15 protein-coding genes and 1 other annotated feature are annotated in these 17,782 nt (G+C 50.1%); of the genes, 9 read left to right on the top strand and 6 right to left on the bottom strand.

Annotated features, from left to right (window positions below):
* The first annotated feature begins 30 nt into the window (after window positions 1–30).
* Genes DWZ44_RS04590 through DWZ44_RS04580 form a run of 3 tightly spaced genes read left to right on the top strand, consistent with a single transcriptional unit; the run spans window position 31 to window position 2,405 of the window.
* Complete coding sequence (locus DWZ44_RS04590; RefSeq protein ID WP_055221324.1) at window positions 31–699, top strand: HAD family hydrolase; 669 nt, start codon at window positions 31–33, stop codon at window positions 697–699.
* A 23-nt stretch (window positions 700–722) separates the two neighbouring features.
* Window positions 723–986: a hypothetical protein gene (locus tag DWZ44_RS04585; RefSeq protein ID WP_055221292.1), complete on the top strand. Its 264-nt coding sequence runs from the start codon at window positions 723–725 to the stop codon at window positions 984–986.
* A 24-nt stretch (window positions 987–1,010) separates the two neighbouring features.
* On the top strand, window positions 1,011–2,405 hold the full coding sequence (locus DWZ44_RS04580; protein ID WP_022463087.1) for an NAD(P)/FAD-dependent oxidoreductase: 1,395 nt from the start codon (window positions 1,011–1,013) through the stop codon (window positions 2,403–2,405).
* A gap of 79 nt (window positions 2,406–2,484) precedes the next feature.
* Here DWZ44_RS04580 and DWZ44_RS04575 read toward each other — a convergent pair whose 3' ends face one another.
* Entirely contained in the window at window positions 2,485–3,306 is an 822-nt protein-coding gene (locus DWZ44_RS04575; RefSeq protein ID WP_117804322.1) for a helix-turn-helix transcriptional regulator, read from the bottom strand.
* A gap of 161 nt (window positions 3,307–3,467) precedes the next feature.
* Here DWZ44_RS04575 and DWZ44_RS04570 point away from each other — a divergent pair, with 161 nt between their 5' ends.
* Entirely contained in the window at window positions 3,468–5,483 is a 2,016-nt protein-coding gene (locus DWZ44_RS04570) for a beta-galactosidase (RefSeq protein WP_117804321.1), read from the top strand.
* A 104-nt stretch (window positions 5,484–5,587) separates the two neighbouring features.
* On the opposite strand, the gene DWZ44_RS04565 is transcribed toward DWZ44_RS04570, so the two are convergent.
* Entirely contained in the window at window positions 5,588–6,706 is a 1,119-nt protein-coding gene (locus DWZ44_RS04565) for a phosphotransferase enzyme family protein (protein ID WP_117804320.1), read from the bottom strand.
* 147 nt (window positions 6,707–6,853) lie between these two features.
* Window positions 6,854–7,129, top strand: a binding site (T-box leader).
* A gap of 71 nt (window positions 7,130–7,200) precedes the next feature.
* Here DWZ44_RS04565 and ilvB point away from each other — a divergent pair.
* Genes ilvB through DWZ44_RS04550 form a run of 3 tightly spaced genes read left to right on the top strand, consistent with a single transcriptional unit; the run spans window position 7,201 to window position 9,662 of the window.
* On the top strand, window positions 7,201–8,919 hold the full coding sequence (ilvB, locus tag DWZ44_RS04560; protein WP_022463091.1) for a biosynthetic-type acetolactate synthase large subunit: 1,719 nt from the start codon (window positions 7,201–7,203) through the stop codon (window positions 8,917–8,919).
* A 12-nt stretch (window positions 8,920–8,931) separates the two neighbouring features.
* Window positions 8,932–9,441: an acetolactate synthase small subunit gene (ilvN, locus tag DWZ44_RS04555; RefSeq protein ID WP_117509738.1), complete on the top strand. Its 510-nt coding sequence runs from the start codon at window positions 8,932–8,934 to the stop codon at window positions 9,439–9,441.
* Between the two features lie 14 nt (window positions 9,442–9,455).
* Window positions 9,456–9,662 carry a hypothetical protein gene (locus tag DWZ44_RS04550; protein WP_117804319.1) on the top strand — a complete coding sequence of 69 codons (207 nt, stop codon included), beginning with the start codon at window positions 9,456–9,458 and terminating at the stop codon, window positions 9,660–9,662.
* Window positions 9,663–9,787: 125 nt separating this feature from the next.
* On the opposite strand, the gene DWZ44_RS04545 is transcribed toward DWZ44_RS04550, so the two are convergent.
* The 4 genes from DWZ44_RS04545 to htpG form a co-directional block, all read right to left on the bottom strand.
* Window positions 9,788–10,480, bottom strand: a complete 693-nt coding sequence (locus DWZ44_RS04545) for an LrgB family protein (protein ID WP_055267500.1) — start codon at window positions 10,478–10,480, stop codon at window positions 9,788–9,790.
* Window positions 10,477–10,848 carry a CidA/LrgA family protein gene (locus tag DWZ44_RS04540; protein ID WP_117804340.1) on the bottom strand — a complete coding sequence of 124 codons (372 nt, stop codon included), beginning with the start codon at window positions 10,846–10,848 and terminating at the stop codon, window positions 10,477–10,479. The genes DWZ44_RS04545 and DWZ44_RS04540 overlap by 4 nt, the downstream gene beginning before the upstream one ends.
* 223 nt (window positions 10,849–11,071) lie before the next feature.
* Window positions 11,072–12,397 carry a Na+/H+ antiporter NhaC family protein gene (locus DWZ44_RS04535; protein WP_173816124.1) on the bottom strand — a complete coding sequence of 442 codons (1,326 nt, stop codon included), beginning with the start codon at window positions 12,395–12,397 and terminating at the stop codon, window positions 11,072–11,074.
* Window positions 12,398–12,581: 184 nt separating this feature from the next.
* Window positions 12,582–14,657, bottom strand: a complete 2,076-nt coding sequence (htpG, locus tag DWZ44_RS04530; RefSeq protein ID WP_117804318.1) for a molecular chaperone HtpG — start codon at window positions 14,655–14,657, stop codon at window positions 12,582–12,584.
* A 343-nt stretch (window positions 14,658–15,000) separates the two neighbouring features.
* Between htpG and DWZ44_RS04525 the strand changes: the two genes are divergently transcribed.
* Both DWZ44_RS04525 and DWZ44_RS04520 read left to right on the top strand, forming a co-directional pair.
* Window positions 15,001–15,567: a TetR-like C-terminal domain-containing protein gene (locus tag DWZ44_RS04525; RefSeq protein ID WP_022461989.1), complete on the top strand. Its 567-nt coding sequence runs from the start codon at window positions 15,001–15,003 to the stop codon at window positions 15,565–15,567.
* A 219-nt stretch (window positions 15,568–15,786) separates the two neighbouring features.
* Window positions 15,787–17,766, top strand: coding sequence for an oleate hydratase (locus DWZ44_RS04520; protein WP_117804317.1), 1,980 nt, complete (start codon window positions 15,787–15,789; stop codon window positions 17,764–17,766).
* Window positions 17,767–17,782 lie beyond the last annotated feature (16 nt).

Below are 17,782 nucleotides of genomic sequence, written 5' to 3'. Positions count from 1 at the left end.
ACAAAAGAGACAATGAAGGGAAGTCAGAATATGATAAAAGCTTGTATCTTTGACCTGGATGGCACCATCGCAGACACTGTAGAGTCGATTGCGCACGCAGTCAACCGCGTTCTGGAACATTTTGGACTTGTGCCGCGCCCGGTAGAAGCCTTCAACTTTTACGCTGGAGACGGTTTCGATCTGGCAGTGGAGCGCGCTTTAAAAGACGCCGGAGATGCAGAGCTCAACTATCTGCAGGAGGGCATCCGCCTTGGCCGCGCGTGGTTCAACGAGGACCCGCTGTATCACGTAAAACCGTATCCTAATATGCGGGAAACCCTGACCGCGCTGCGGGAAGAAGTTCCGATTGCCGTATGTTCCAACAAGCCGCACGAGGCGGCCATCCACGTCGTGGAGAGCGTGTACGGACCGGGCTTTTTCAACCGGATTCAGGGGCAGACCGCAGAAATCCCGAGAAAGCCGTCTCCGATCGGTGCGCTCGCGATTGCAGACGCACTCGGCGCCAGACCGGAAGAGTGCCTGTACTTTGGCGATACCAATACGGATATGCAGACCGGAAACGCCGCAGGCATGTTTACCGTTGGTGTGACGTGGGGATTCCGCCCGCGCCAGGAGCTGATCGACAACCATGCGATGGAGCTGCTCGACCGGCCGGAGGAAATCTTAACGCTTTTTCACAGAAAGAATCAGGAAAAATAAAACGAACAGAGGAGAAAACCAGAATGGGAGAATATACTGAAGAATGCATCAACACATTTTTAATGAATCAGGGCCAGTTATTCGACGAGCCGGTGGCTGAAAATTACGATGAGGCAGAGGCCTTTCTGGAGGACTGCCTTGCAGTCGTTGCCGACAATCTGGACGACGTGCGCGCCTACATGGAAGAAGAGGGCATGGACGTGGAAGAAATGTCGGATGCAGAATTAGAAGAGCAGAGCGAAGTCTTTGCCCTGCCGGACGGCCAGTATCTGATCGTGATGGGATAAAAAACGAGAGGAAATTAAAAAAGAATGAAATATGATGTCATTATTATCGGCGCAGGCCCGTCAGGTATTTTCTGTGCCTATGAACTGCTGAAAGAAAAACCGGATCTGAAGGTGCTGATGATCGAAAAAGGACGTTCGATCGAGAGCCGTCAGTGTCCAAAGAGAAAAACGAAAAAATGCGTGAACTGCAAACCGTGCTCAATCACAACGGGATTTGCCGGAGCAGGCGCATTCTCCGACGGAAAGCTTTCTCTTTCCCCGGATGTCGGTGGAAATCTGCCGGAGATTTTAGGATATGAAAAGACGGTTGAGCTGATCCATGAGTCCGACCAGATCTATCTGGATTTCGGCGCAGACAAGAATGTTTACGGTGTCGATAAAGAAAAAGAGATCCGTGAGATCCGCCGCAGAGCGATCAACGCCAACCTGAAGCTGATCGAATGTCCAATCCGCCATCTCGGAACTGAGGAGGGCTACAAGATTTACAGCCGCCTCGAGGATCACTTAAAAGAGATCGGCGTGGAAATGAAATTCAACACGATGGTCAATGATATTACGATCGAGGACGGCCGTGCGACAGCTGTAACACTTGAGGACGGAACGGTTTACGAGGCAGATGAGATTGTCTCCGCAGTAGGCCGCGAGGGAGCCGACTGGTTCTCACATATCTGCAACGGCCACGGCATCGAGACCGAGGTCGGAACCGTCGATATCGGTGTCCGCGTGGAAGTCCGCGACGAGGTCATGGAGTTCCTGAACAAGAACCTGTACGAGGCAAAACTCGTTTACTATACCCCGACTTTTGACGACAAAGTGCGTACCTTCTGTACGAACCCGTCCGGTGAGGTGGCAACTGAGTATTATGAAAACGGTCTGGCAGTTGTAAACGGTCACGCCTACAAATCCCAGGAGTTCAAGACAAACAACACGAACTTTGCCCTCCTGGTATCCAAGAACTTTACGAAACCATTTAAAACCCCGATCGAGTACGGCAAACAGATCGCACAGCTTTCCAACATGCTCTGCGACGGCAAGATCCTCGTTCAGACGTACGGCGATTTCAAACGCGGAAGAAGAACGACAGAAGAGCGTCTCTGCCGCAATAACCTGATCCCGACCTTAAAAGATGCCGTTCCGGGCGACCTTTCCCTGGTATTCCCGCACCGTATCATGGTCGACATTGCCGAGATGATCGAAGCCCTCGACAAAGTAACACCGGGTATCGCCAGCGATGAGACACTGCTGTACGGCGTAGAAGTCAAATTCTATTCCAACAAAGTTGTCGTAGACAAAGACTTCTGCACCAGTGTCAAAGGCCTCCGCGCCATCGGCGACGGCGCATCTGTAACCCGCGGCCTCCAGCAGGCAAGCGCAAACGGACTGTCGGTTGCGAGAAGCATTCTGAAAAGCATGAAATAAGAGAGAACGAAAAAAGATCCTTCGTCTGTGAAATGAGACGGAGGATCTTTTTTGGCGCCGGAAAGAGGGGTGTTTCAGATTATATGCCGTACAGCTTCCGGAACTGCTTCGGCGTTGTCCCGGTCTGCTGGCGGAAAACCGAGATAAAGTAGCTGACATCGCGGTAGCCGCAGAGGGCGGCGATGCCGTCGAGCGTAGTGTAGGGACGGCTGATGAGAAGCTCCTTGGCGCGGCTGATGCGCAGAACGCTGATGTACGAGCGGACAGAGCTGCCGACAAAACGCTGGAACAGGCGTGTCAGATACTGCGGCGTGATATGGAGCTGTTCCGCGAGAGCATCCACATTGAGCGGGTCGGAAAGATGACTTTCGATTTCCTGCATTGCCGGGCGGACATACTGGAGATACAGCGGATGCTCCGTCCGGGAAAGGCCGGTGCGGAGCTGGGAAAGGCGTGTCAGGAACTCAAAGCATCCGACGGAGAGCGCAGCATCGTCGATGTCATTTTTCAGAAAGTGTGAGTCGATTATGCGGTCAATCCATTCCTGAAACCACGCGCCCTCTGAGGCCGGAACGAAAAGATACGGCGAGACGGCACAGATTTTATAGAGATCATCGGAGAGCTTTCCGTCAAAGGTCAGAAAGGATGTAAACCACATCCCGCTGCCGTCGTTTTCGCGGTATTCATGCGGCACATGCGGAGCAATCAGAACACCGTCACCTGGTTTCAGCAAAAGTTCCTGACCTTCGAGGGTCAGCAGCCCTTCGCCGCGTTCCGTCTGAATCCAGTGATATAAGGGGAATCCGTTCGGGCGCACAACGGGCTCCTGCAGCCAGCGGTTGCCGATGCTGTCAGCGGAGAGGGAAAAATCAGAGGCGGATGGTTTAAAGAAAATAGGCATAACAGTCAGTTCCTTTCTGAAAGAAAAGTCTAAAATAAGATTCCGGAATGAGTTTCGAAAATTCATACTTTTTAGACAAGCATATCATACTTTTCTCACAAAGACCAGTATATAATAGAGCCATCAAAACGAGATATCCAAACACAGGAGGAATCAAAAAAATGCAGCCAAAATTCAAAAAAATGTTATACGGAGGAGACTACAACCCAAACCAGTGGCCAAAAGAGATCTGGGATGAGGATATGAAACTTTTCCATCAGGCCGGCATCAACAGCACCACGATCAACGTATTTTCCTGGGCAAAAATCCAGCCGTCCGAGAATGAGTACGACTTTACAGAGCTCGATGAGATCGTAGACACCCTGACAAAAGAGGACGTCCAGATCGTCATGGCAACATCCACCGGCGCACTCCCGGCATGGATGGTACACCGTTATCCGGAAGTGGCAAGAACCGATTTCGAAGGACGCCATCACAAATTCGGTCATCGCCACAATGCCTGCCCGAACAGCCCGGTTTTCCAGAAATATGCAAAGCGCCTGGCAGAAAAACTGGCAGAGCGTTACGGCGACAACAAAAACATCGTCTGCTGGCACATCAGCAATGAGTACGGCGGCGAGTGCTACTGCGAGAACTGTGCAAAAGCGTTCCGCGTATGGCTGAAAGACAAATACAAAACACTCGATGAAGTCAACAAGGCATGGAACATGGAGTTCTGGGGCCACACCATCTACGACTGGGACGAGATTGTACCGCCGAACGATCTGGGAGACGGAATGCCATGGGGAAGCGGCACTGCATTTGCAGGAATGTCCCTCGACTACATGCGTTTCAACTCCGACGGCATGCTGAACAACTACAAAATGGAGCGTGACGCGATCCGCAAATACGACAAAGAAACACCGATCACCACAAACCTGATGGGAACGTACAAAGGTCTCGACTACTTCAAGTGGGCAAAAGAAATGGATATCGTATCCTGGGACAACTACCCGAGCTACAATACACCATGGAGCCACGTAGCTATGACCCACGACCTGATGCACGGCCTCAAAGACGCACCGTTCATGCTGATGGAGCAGACTCCGAGCCAGCAGAACTGGCAGCCGTACAACTCCTTAAAGAAACCGGGCCAGATGCGCGCACAGAGCTATCAGACCGTTGCACACGGCGCAGACACGATTCAGTTCTTCCAGCTGAGAAGAAGCGTCGGCGGATGCGAGAAATTCCATGGTGCTGTTATCGCACACGCAGGAACCGCAGATACCCGTGTCTTTTGTGAGGTAACCCAGCTCGGAAAAGAACTGGAGAAAATCGGAAGCCGTGTGATGGGCTCCGAGAACCACGCAAAAGTCGGCATCATCTTCGACTGGGAAAACTACTGGGCACTGGAGTACACCAGCGGACCGAACCGCGATTTACGTTACGTAGACCAGATCGAGCAGATGTACAATTACTTCTATAACAAGAACATCGCTGTCGATATGATCCCGATCGACGCGGACTTCTCCAAATATGACCTCGTTGCAGCACCGGTTCTCTACATGGTAAAAGACGGTGTGGCAGAGAGACTGGAGGCTTATGTACAGGCAGGCGGAACCCTCATCACCACCTACATGAGCGGTATCGTCGGACAGTCGGACAACGTTCATCTCGGCGGATACCCGGGACCGCTCAGAAAAATGGCAGGCGTATGGGTAGAAGAGATCGACGCTCTTGCACCGGAGCAGAGAAACAAGATCCGTTTCGCAGACGGAACCGAGGAAGAGTGCCGTCTCGTATGTGACCTGATGCACCTCGAAGGAGCTGAAGAAATCGCACAGTATGAGAGCGATTTCTATGCAGGCATGACTGCTGTTGCAAAAAATCAGTTCGGAAAAGGAACCGTATATTATGTCGGAACCGACCTTTCTGAGAGCGGCCTTGCAAAAGTTCTTGCTATGGCAGCAGACAGCGCAGCCATCCAGCCGGTGATTGGAGAAGCAACAGCACTCGAGATCACAAAACGCCAGGCAGACGGCGAGGATCTGTACTTTATCATCAACTTCAAAGATGAGGAGATTCCGCTTCCGGCAGTCTTCGACGGAAAAGAAGATATCCTGACCGGCGAGAAAGTACAGGGCGGCGAGATGCTGAAGAAATACGATCTGCGGATTGTCAGCGTTCCGAGAGCATAATATAAAACATATTGTATAGTAGAAAGATAACAAAAAAGACACAGCAGGAGGCAGAAAGATACTTCCAGCTGTGTCTTTTGGATGCTGTGAATTTATGCGGGTGCTTAGTGGGAAAACGAAGCCCGTGCGACGATGTTCTCCATCTCGCCCCATTTCTCCTCCATATCCGCTACAAGCGCGATCTGTGTCCGCGCCCGTACGAGGTTGTGCTCCGGGTAAGCGGTTTTGAAGTAGGTATCGCCCATCAGGTAATCGGTGAGAAAACGGATGCCGCATTCGAGGGTCATTAATTTTGCACCCATCGGCAGCATTTCGACTTCCGCGCGGGTCAAAGAGCCTGCGCAGCCTGCGAGAAAGCCCTTTGTATAGCTCTCAAAGAGAGGAAGGGAAAGAGACACCTTCGAGACATCCTGTTCGTCCTCAGCGGCCGTATTCGCGCCGAAGCGGATCGAATCGCCGAAGTCAAAGATCGACAGTCCCGGCATAATGGTGTCTAGGTCGATGACGCAGATGCCCTCGCCGGTTTTGTCATCAATCATAATGTTGTTCAGCTTCGTATCGTTGTGCGTTACGCGGAGCGGCAGCTCGCCCGAGGCCTTCATGCGCTCGGCTACGCCGTAATCGTCTGCGTGGTCGAGGAAAAACGCCATCTCATCCGAAACGTTTTTCAGCCGTCCTTTCGGATCCGCCTGTACCGCCTGTAAAAGCGCCTGGTAGCGGAGTGGTGTGTTGTGGAAATCCGGGATCGTCTCGAAAAGAGAGGCGGACGGAAAATCGGAGAGCATCTGCTGGAAGCGGCCGAAAGCATTACCGGTCTCGTAAAACAGCTTTGGATCTGTCACGGCATCATAGCAGGACGCATCGGAAATAAAGAGAAATGCGCGCCAGAATTCTCCGCGCTCATCGACGAAAAACCAAGCATCGTCTGTCGTCGGAATCAGGTTCAGCGTCTCGCGGAATGGATCTCCTCCTGCGGCTGTGATTTTTTTCCGCAGAAATGATGTTACCTGTGCAATATTCTGCATCAGCTCCGTTGGATTGTGGAAAACGGTGCGGTTCATGCGCTGCAGAATCGATTTGCGGAGGACGCCGTTTTCGGTGGAGCGCACCAGAAACGTATCGTTGATATGGCCGTTCCCATGCGGCGTCCAGTCTGTAATCGTTCCCGGGAAAGCAAATGCGTGAACAATGGAAGAGAGTTCTTCCTGTGTGTATGTAATCATTATGGGTATAAACTCCTTATTTTAATTAGACAAACCTGATTAAGTAAAGCACACGCAGGGCGAAAAGTCAAGAAAAGGGCGCGAAACGATTGACAACGAGCGGCATTTCCGACTATAATAGACAGTAATTTAAGAAAAAACAAAACCTAAAATGCAGTGACAGGGAGGAGTACCTGGCGGCGCAAAGCAAAGAGAGGAGATGGCTGGTGAGAATCTCCGTGAGCGTGCCTGCGGAAGTAGCCCTCGAGCAGTGGACTGAACAGAAAAAGCGGACAGCAATGTTTTCCAAGTAGGCTCCAACGTAGTTCCCACGTTACCGGGATGCCGTATCGGATGAAAAAAGTTAAATCCTGTACGGAATGAGCAGAAGTGTATTCTTCTGGAATTCAGGTGGTACCGTGGATGGAAACATTCTCCCTGAACGTAAGGCACAGAAAAGGTGTTTTATGTTCGGGGATTTTTTATGCAGCAAATTTAGAACAGGAGGTTTTCATATGAAACAGATTACAGGAAACAAACTTCTGGTAAAGGCTCTGAAGGAGGAGGGTGTCGAGTATCTCTTCGGTTATCCGGGAGCCTGCACCATTGACATCAGCGATGAGCTTTACAAACAGGATGAAATCAAAATCGTTCTACCGCGCCACGAGCAGGCGCTGGTGCATGAGGCGGATGCCTATGCGAGAACGACAGGAAAAGTCGGCGTATGCCTCGTTACCAGTGGCCCTGGTGCAACCAACCTGGTCACCGGTCTTGCAACGGCAAACTACGACAGCGTTCCGCTTGTCTGCTTCACCGGACAGGTAGCCCGCCACCTCATCGGAAACGATGCATTCCAGGAGGTTGATATCGTCGGCATCACCCGCAGCATCACGAAATACGGCGTGACGGTAAGAAACCGTGAAGATCTCGGACGCATCATCAAAGAGGCATTCTACATCGCACGCACCGGAAAACCGGGCCCGGTTCTCATTGACCTTCCAAAAGATGTCATGGCAGAGTTCGGCAGCGCAGAGTATCCGAAAAACGTCAACATCCGCGGCTACAAACCGAACACCAGCGTTCATATCGGCCAGTTAAAACGTGCGTTAAAGATGCTTTCGAAAGCAAAACGCCCGCTGTTCCTTGCCGGCGGCGGCGTCAACATCGCACATGCGCAGGAAGTGTTCCGCGAAGTGGTCGAGAAAACACAGGTGCCGGTTGTCACAACCGTTATGGGACGCGGCGCGATCTCCACGAAACATCCGCTGTTCATCGGAAACCTTGGCATGCACGGCGCGTATGCGGCGAATATGGCAGTCAGCGAGTGCGATCTGCTGTTCTCGATCGGAACACGTTTCAATGACCGTATCACCGGAAAGCTGCATGAATTTGCCCCGCACGCGCAGATCGTCCACATCGACATAGACACCGCTTCGATCTCTCGAAACATCCATGTCGATATCCCGATCGTAGCCGATGCAAAAGAGGCGATCACGAAGATGGCAGAGTACGTAGAGCCATGCTCCACATCGAAATGGCTTGCCCAGATCGATGCCTGGAAGAACGAGCATCCGCTGACGATGCGCCAGAACGGCGTGATGGGACCGCTCGATATTTTCAACGCGATCAACGAGCAGTTTGACGATGCGATTATCGTCACCGACGTCGGACAGCACCAGATGCTGACAAGTCAGTACGTCGACATTACCGAAAACCGCCAGATCATCATGTCCGGCGGCCTTGGAACGATGGGATACGGCCTTCCGGGCGCGATCGGAGCAAAAATCGGCAACCCGGACAAACCGGTCATCGCGATTTCCGGTGACGGCGGTATGCAGATGAATATTCAGGAGCTGGCGACTGCCGTTCTCGAGGAGCTGCCGGTCATCCTGTGTATCTTCAATAATGAATACCTCGGCATGGTACGCCAGTGGCAGAAACTGTTTTACGGCAAACGGTACAGCATGACAAACCTGCGCGCCGGTGCACTTTCCCGCAGAACAGACGGAGAAGAGTACCCGGAATACACGCCGAATTTTATCAAATTGGCTGAGAGTTACGGCGCAAAAGGCATCCGTGTCATGAAGAAAGAGGATATCGCGGCTGCGTTTGAAGAGGCGAAGAAAAACACCAAGACTCCGACAATCATCGAATTTATCATCGATCCGGAGGAGATGGTTTACCCGATGATCAAGCCGGGCGGAACGCTCGAAGATATGATTATGGACTGTTAGGAGGAGAGCGCGATGAATAAGGGAATGAAAAAAAGATGGATTTCACTGTACGTAGAAAACCAGGTTGGTGTCCTTTCCAAGATTTCCGGGCTTTTTTCCGCAAAAAGCTATAACCTGGACAGCCTGACCGTCGGAACGACCGAGGACCCGACCGTATCGCGTATGACGATCGCCACGGTCAGTGACGATGAGACGTTTGAGCAGATCAAAAAACAGCTGAACCGCATGGTCGAGGTCATCAAAGTCATCGACTTCACCGACGTGTTTGTGCGCATGAAAGAGATTCTGTATATCAAGGTATTCAACTGCAGCGCAGCTGACAAAGTCGAGCTGTTCCAGATCGCTGAGACGTTCAAGGCGAAGGTCATCGACTACGGAAAAGACAGCCTGCTGCTCGAGTTTGTCCAGACGGCGACGAAAAACGATGCAGTTGTGAAGCTGATGAAAGAGGAATTCAGCAAGATCGAAGTCGTGCGCGGCGGAAGCGTCGGTATCGAGTCGATCAATGTGATGGAGCGGTAAAAGAGAGGACGTTTTTGCGTGAACGAAAAGAGTATTACCACAATTACGTTAAAAAGATTAATAAGAAAAGTGTGTATCAGTACATCTATGAGCACCGCCAGATGGCGAAGCAGCAGATTGTGCAGGATCTGACGATGGAGCTTTCGATGCACAGCGGAACGCTCGAGCATATCTGCATCGACCCGGAAGGGCCGGAGTGCTACTGCGCTTCTTTTTATTGAAGAGTTTCTGCAGTCGGAATTTTAATTTTTAGTTATAGAATTTCAGGGATAGAAAATCCGGGAACGGAAAGTTTTACATTGCTTTCCATTCCCGGATTTTTTCTGTTTTTTATCAGTGTTCGTTTTTAGATAAACATCGCATAAATCGACGCTCCGACCACAGTCAGAATACCTGCAACTGCAATCGAAAGGCTGCTCATCGCGCCCTCGACATCGCCCATCTCCATGGCCTTCGCCGTACCGATCGCATGGGAGGCCGATCCGATACTGATGCCCTTTGCAATCGGCTCCTCAATGTGAAACAGCTTGCAGAGCGTCTCCGCCAGCATATTTCCCAGCACACCCGTGATGATGATAACGGCAACCGTGATCGTCACCGCACCGCCGAGTTCTTCCGAAACACCCATGCCGATGGCCGTTGTGATGGATTTCGGCAGCAGTGTTACATACATTTTATGATTCAGATTGAAGATCAGCGCCAGCGCGAGAACCACGGTAAGGCTCGTCAGCACGCCGGAGAGAATACCGGCGAGGATGGCTTTGATATTCTTTTTCAATGCCTCCATCTGCTCATACAGCGGAATCGCAAGGCAGACCGTTGCAGGAGTCAGCAGATAGCTCAAGTATTTTGCACCGTCATTATAATTCTGATAATCGATATCGAAAACAGCAAGGAATACAATGACGACTGCAATGGAAATCAGCAGCGGATTGAAAATCGGAAGCCCAAATTTTTTCTTTAACAGCATGCCGAGCTCATACGCCAGAAGGCTGATGACAACGCCGAAAAATGCAGATTCACAGAGCATATTTGTCATTTTGCGTCCCCTCCTTTGTGTTTCTTTTCCAGCCGGATGACCGCCTGTGTCACGCGTCCGGACACAATCATAACGACGATGGTGCTGACGAGCGTAATCACGAGAACCGGAACGAGAACGGCTTTTAATTCACCCCAGGATTCCATCAGGCCGACGCCCGCCGGAATGAACATGACCGGCATGATCTCAATCATAAACTTGCCTGCGTCCTCGACGGCATCAAGTTTTAATGCCCCCGTCATCAGAAGCGCCAGCATCAGCACAAGGCCGTAGATACTTGCCGGAATCGGAAGCGGCAGCACGGCGTGCAGGATTTCTCCGACGAACGAAACCGCCATAATTACAAGGAACTGTCTTAATAATTTCACTTTTTCTGTTGTCCTTTCTCCCCATAACCCACATAACATCACTTCTTCTCAATGTCACGACCCCGATTATACTACCCGCGTAAAAGAATTTCAACCGTAAATGTTACTGCAATTTTGGCTATTTTTGCCAAAAAAGGCAAAAAAATGCCCGCCAATCAAACGAAAAAGTGAAATCGGTGGGCATTTTAACATAATTTTTTGAGTTGATCCGATACGGAACTTTTTAAGCATTGCTTTCGGCATTTTTCCGATCCGGCAGAACGAAGATAAAGATCAGCGAACTGACAAGCAGCATGCCCGGATAGAAGAGGTTTGCCATGATTTCAAAGGCGGAGAGCTCATATCCCAGTTCATGCACCGCGGAAATCGCCACGAGCATCTGCGCGCCGTACGGCAGGATGCCCTGTGAGATGCAGGAGAAGGTATCGAGGAGCGATGCCGTTTTCCGTGGGGTGATGCCGTAGTCCTCGGACATCTGCTTTGCGATCGGGTTTGCCATGACGATCGCGACGGTGTTGTTTGCGGTCGCAATGTCGAGCAGCGCGACGAGAATGCCGACACCGAGCTGGCCGCCCTTTTTTCCGCGGAAGATTTTGTGAATGGCACGAAGCAGGACAGTAAAGCCGCCGTTTTCCCGGATCAGCGCGCACATCGCAGCGACAAGAATCGCAACCATACATGTCTCAAACATACCCGAAGTGCCGCTTCCCATGCTGGAGAGCATATCCAAGAGCGTCGTCTGTCCCGTACCGAGCATGATAACGGCACCGGAAGCAATACCGATAAGGAGTACGACAAACACCTGAATGCCCGCGATGCCGCCGATCAGCACGAGCAGGTACGGAACCATCTGCAGCAGATGGTATTCGTGGACGACCGGTGTGCCCGGCGCCTGTCGGAAGGAGATTACAAGGATCAGCGCCAGCGCGGCAAGAGCAGCCGGGAGAGCGATCCAGAAGTTTTCACGGAACTTGTCTTTCATCTCGCAGCCCTGTCCGTTGCAGGCGGCGATTGTCGTGTCGGAGATGAAGGAGAGGTTGTCGCCGAACATGGATCCGCCCATGACGGAGGCGACGCAGAGCGCCAGCGAAAAGCCGGAGGTCTCGGCAACAGCAGCGGCGATCGGCACGAGAAGCGTGATCGTTCCGACGGAGGTTCCCATGGCCGTGGAGACGAAGCAGGCAACGACAAAGAGCACAGCGACGGCATACTTTGCCGGAATCCAGGAGAGCATGAAATAGGCAATGCTCTCTGCACTGCTCCTTCCGACAACGCCGACAAACGTGCCTGCGGCGAGGAAGATCAGCAGCATTGTGATGATGTTTTTGTCCCCGATGCCCTGTCCCATGAGGGCGAGCTTTTCTTCAAACGGGACACTGCGGTTCTGCAGACAGGCGACGAGGATCGCTGCCAGAAACGCGACGACGATGGGGATGTTGTAGAAGCCCATCGGAATTTTTAAAATATACTCGGAATAAATGCCGAGCCCCAGATAAAACACCAGAAAAACGGCGATCGGGAGCAGGGCGGATGGCTTTCCTTTTTTCATAGAAATAAATACCAGACCTTTCGTGTGATTTTCCTTATTTTTCAATAGGGCGAATAGAATTATTCTATCATCTGGATCAGAAATCGTAAAGTAAAAAAGCAGGAAAAAACACGCCGGACATCTGGTAAATTCCAGAAATCCGGCGTGTTTTATAAGAGGTGCGTTTTGCTGTGCCTGTGCTTTATCATTTTGCAAGGAGCATCATAATCTGATTGCTTCTGCTTACGAATTTTGTCATCTCGTCCGGAGAGAGCGGTTTGTGGCTGATCATTGCCAGATCATACAGCTGCTCGCAGAACAGGGATGTGTTGTCGTTCTCGCCATTCTTCAGAATGTACTGAACGAGCGGATGTTTTGCATTCAGGATCAGGGTTTCCTGTCCGCCGAACATGGACGGATCCATGCCGGTCATGCCATACATCTTCATCATATCCTGCATCCGGCGGCTCTCCTCGGAAAGCGTTACCATGGAGGATACATTTTCGTCTTTCAGGTTCTCAACTTTGACGGTCAGGTCTTTCTTGTCGAGGACTTTGCGGAAGAGATCGGTCAGAGCATTTGTAGCGTCGGTCAGATCCTCACCGGACTCGTCTTTCATATCGTTGGTCAGATCTGCATCGATGCGCTGGAAGGTTACATGCTCGTTGTAACGCTCTGCATGGGTGATGAAAGCGGAGTCGATGTTGTGTTTCAGGATGACAGCATCCATGCCCTGGCTGCGGAACATGTTGATGTACTGGCTCTGCTGAACTTCGTCGGTGACGTAGTAAACAGTCGTTTTTTCCGGCTCTTTCTTCTCGTCAGCGTTTTCCGTATTTTCGGTATTCTCCGTAGTTTCAGCCTTCTCCTCGGTGTTCTCTGCAGGAGCTTCTTCTTTCTTATTCTCGTTGATGCAGTCCTCAAGAGTCAGATATTTTCCGTCGATGTTCTTGAACAGAATATAGTCCATCATCTTTTTGGAGAATTTCTCGTCCTTGATGCATCCGTATTTGATGAATGGGTTGATATCATCCCAGTATTTCTCGTAATTCTCACGGTCGGTTTTGCACATGCCAGAGAGCTTGTCAGCGAATTTCTTGGAGATGTACTCGGAGATCTTCTTGACAAATCCGTCGTTCTGCAGTGCGCTTCGGGATACATTCAGCGGCAGATCCGGGCAGTCGATGACGCCTTTTAAGAGCATCAGGTATTCCGGAATGACTTCTTTGATGTTGTCGGCAATAAATACCTGGTTGTTGTACAGCTTGATGGTTCCCTCGATGGAATCGTACTCGGTGTTGATACGCGGGAAGTAGAGGATACCTTTGAGGTTGAACGGATAGTCCATGTTCAGGTGGATCCAGAACAGCGGCTCGCGGTAGTCGTTGAAGACTTTGCGGTAGAATTCTTTATAATCCTCATCGCTGCACTCGTTTGGATGTTTGGTCCACAGCGGGTGGATATCACTGATGGAAACCGGGCGTTTGTTGATTTTTACTTTCTCTTTGGCCGGGGAAACTTCAACCTGCTCTTTCGTTCCGTCTTCTTTTTCTTTCTCTTCGTATTTTGCGTCCTCGTGGATGTGCTCTACGACAACGTCGTCGTCTTTTAATTCGCTTTCATCGATGGTCTCGTATTCCTGCGGCGCATTTGCTTTGGACAGGAAAATTTCAACCGGCATGAAGGAGCAGTATTTTTCCAGAACTTCGCGGACACGGTATTCGTTTGCGAATTCCAGGCAGTCCTCGTTCAGGAACAGAGTGATTTCGGTACCAACAGTTGTCTTGCTGCCCTCGGACATATCGTACTCGGTGCTTCCGTCACAGGTCCAGTGTACCGGGGTGGATCCTTCTTTATAAGAAAGAGAATCGATGTGAACTTCATCTGCTACCATGAAAGCAGAGTAGAAACCAAGACCGAAGTGGCCGATCATCTGATCTGAATTCGTTTTGTCTTTGTATTTCTCCAGAAATTCGGTAGCGCCGGAGAAGGCGATCTGGGTAATATATTCTTCGACTTCGTCTGCGGTCATACCGATACCGTTATCGATGAATTTTAAGGTTTTCTCATCCGGGTTTACAATCACCTGAATGGCTGCTTTGTAGTCATCCGGCAGAGTATATTCGCCCATGCCGTCGAGTTTTTTCAGTTTGGTGATGGCATCGCAGCCGTTGGAAACGAGCTCGCGGACGAAGATATCGTGGTCGGAATACATCCATTTTTTGATAATCGGGAAAATATTGTCGCTGTTGATTGAAAGATTTCCATGTTTCGCACTCATGAGAAACACACTCCTTTTCTTATAAAAATATTTTGATCCAGCAAAGCGGGGATATCATGCTTTTTTAGATGTCTGCAGCTTTTTTACTGCTCTGATAGTTATAGTAATACTGGCACAGGGAAAAGTCAAGGGGAAATTAGCACTCGAGAAAAAAGAGTGCTAACAGAACGACGGAAAGTATTGAATTTACTGGTATTACGGTACTTTCTAAACTTTTTGTAAAGTCTGATCAGAAGGGCTGCGCAGTTGTTTCTGGAGAATGGATATGCTACAATGAAAAAGCATAGAAGCGTTTCGAACAGAAAGATTCCGAGGGTACATAAAAGAAAAATGGAGGAAATACATGACAAATGCGACAAAGGCGGCGCTGGAAGCGTCATTAAAAAAGCTGCTTTTGAAAAAGCCGCTGGACAAAATTACGATCAACGATCTGACGACAGACTGCGGCATCAGCCGGATGGCGTTTTATTATCATTTTAAGGATATCTATGATCTTGTCGAATGGTCGTGCCTGGAGGATGCGACGCAGGCGCTGCAGGGAAAGAAAACGTATGAGACATGGCAGGAAGGCCTGCAGCAGATTTTTGAGGCAGTGCTCGAGAATAAACCATTTATTATGAATGTCTATCACTCTGTAAGCCGGGAGCAGATCGAAACATATCTCTTTCATCTGACGCACGATCTGCTGTACGGTGTCGTACAGGAAAAAGCAAAGGGAACCGGCATCTCCGAGGCGGATCAGAGTTTTATCGCAGATTTCTATAAGTATAGCTTTACCGGTGTCATGCTCGACTGGATCAAAGACGGAATGAAAGTGGATTACCATATGATTGCGGAAAAAATGCACCGCACGATGGAAGGAAATGTCGTCAATTCCATCCGAAATTTTGAAAAAAGAAATAAAATATAGTTACACTTTACAAAACAGGGCGGATGATAAAAATTTAATCATCCGCCCTGTTTTGTAAATGGAAAAGCGGGGAAAAATGAAGTAAGATTCAAATTGTCAACAGACAATGGCAACACAAATAGAAACTTGTAAAACAAAGAAAGCAGCATAACCTATACGAACCGGAAATTCGAAAAAACATTCCGGCAGTCGTATTTAGAAAAGAAAGGATGAACGTCTATGTCAAAAAAAGGATTAAAAGTCGGAATCGCATCAGCAGCAGTCATCGGAGCTGGAGCAGCAGTGCTGCAGGCAAAAAACAAGAGTGAAGCAAAAAAAGCAGCGGAGAAAACCACTGTAACATCAGAACCAAAGAATGATTACCGCAACACCGAGCGCGGAAAAGATAGGAAAAACAGCAAAGGCATTTATTACACCAACGGAAACTACGAAGCCTTCGCAAGACCGGAAAAACCGGAAGGCGTCGATGAGAAGAGCGCATACCTCGTAGGAAGCGGCCTCGCAGCCCTCGCAGCAGCGTGCTTCCTTGTAAGAGACGGCCAGATGAAAGGCGATCACATCCACATTCTGGAAGCCATGGACATCGCCGGCGGTGCCTGCGACGGTATCTACGATCCGACCCGCGGCTACATCATGAGAGGCGGCCGTGAGATGGAAAACCACTTCGAGTGCCTGTGGGATCTGTTCCACAGCATCCCGTCAATTGAGACACCTGGTGTATCCGTTCTTGATGAGTATTACTGGCTGAACAAAAAAGACCCGAACTACTCCCTGTGCCGTGCAACGAAGAACCGCGGCGAGGATGCCCATACCGACGGCAAGTTCAACCTGAGCCAGAAAGGCTGCATGGAGATCATGAAACTCTTCATGACAAGAGACGAGGATCTGTACGACAAGACGATCGAGGATGTTTTCGATGATGAAGTCTTCAATTCCACCTTCTGGCTGTACTGGAGAACGATGTTTGCATTTGAAAACTGGCATAGTGCACTGGAGATGAAGCTGTACTTCCAGCGGTTCATTCACCACATCGGCGGACTGCCGGACTTCTCCGCACTGAAATTCACGAAGTACAACCAGTATGAATCCCTGATTCTTCCGATGAAGAAATACCTCGAGGATGCCGGCGTAGACTTCCAGTTCAATACCGAAGTAACCAACGTTATCTTTGAAATCAACGATGGAAAGAAAGTAGCAAAAGCCATCGAGTGCAAGGTAAACGGCGTCGAGAAAGGCATCGTTCTCACCGAGAATGACCTCGTCTTCGTTACCAACGGAAGCTGCACCGAAGGCACGATCTACGGCGATCAGAACCATGCACCGAACGGTGATGCAGAGGTCCGCACGAGCGGCTGCTGGAGCCTGTGGAAAAACATTGCAAAACAGGATCCGTCCTTTGGACATCCAGAGAAATTCTGCTCCGATATTGCAAAGACAAACTGGGAATCCGCAACAATTACCACTCTCGACAATAAGATCATTCCGTATATCACCAATATCTGCAAACGTGATCCGAGAACCGGAAAGGTTGTTACCGGCGGTATCGTAAGCTGCCAGGATTCCAAGTGGCTTTTAAGCTGGACCATCAACCGTCAGGGACAGTTCAAAGAGCAGGATAAAGATAAGGTATGCGTATGGGTTTACAGCCTGTTCACCGATGTACCTGGCGACTATGTGAAGAAACCGATGAAAGAGTGCACTGGTAAAGAGATCACCGAAGAGTGGCTGTACCACCTCGGCGTGCCGGTTGACCAGATTCCGGAGCTGGCAGAGAACAGCGCTGTCTGCGTACCGACCATGATGCCGTACATCACCGCATTCTTTATGCCAAGAAGAAAGGGCGACCGCCCGGATGTCATCCCGGATGGCTGCGTCAACTTCGCATTCCTCGGACAGTTCGCTGAGACACCAAGAGATACCATCTTCACGACAGAGTATTCCGTTCGTACCGCAATGGAAGCTGTTTACGGACTCCTCGGCGTAGACCGCGGCGTGCCGGAAGTATGGGGCAGCGTTTACGATATCCGCGACCTGCTGGACAGCTCCGTGAAACTGATGGATGGAAAATCCCCGCTGGAAATCGAGCTTCCTGGACCGCTCAACCTGCTGAAAAAACCTCTGCTGAAACTGGTAGATGGAAATGTAGTTGGAGATCTCTTAAAAGAGCATGGAATTATCAAAGAGGATATGGTGAAATAAGAAATAGAAAATAAGT

Origin of the sequence: Blautia sp. AF32-4BH (genome assembly GCF_003460565.1) — a bacterium.
Lineage (GTDB): Bacteria > Bacillota > Clostridia > Lachnospirales > Lachnospiraceae > Fusicatenibacter > Fusicatenibacter saccharivorans.
The sequence above is the reverse complement of the archived record's forward strand: the minus strand, read 5'-3'. Positions and strand labels throughout refer to the sequence as shown.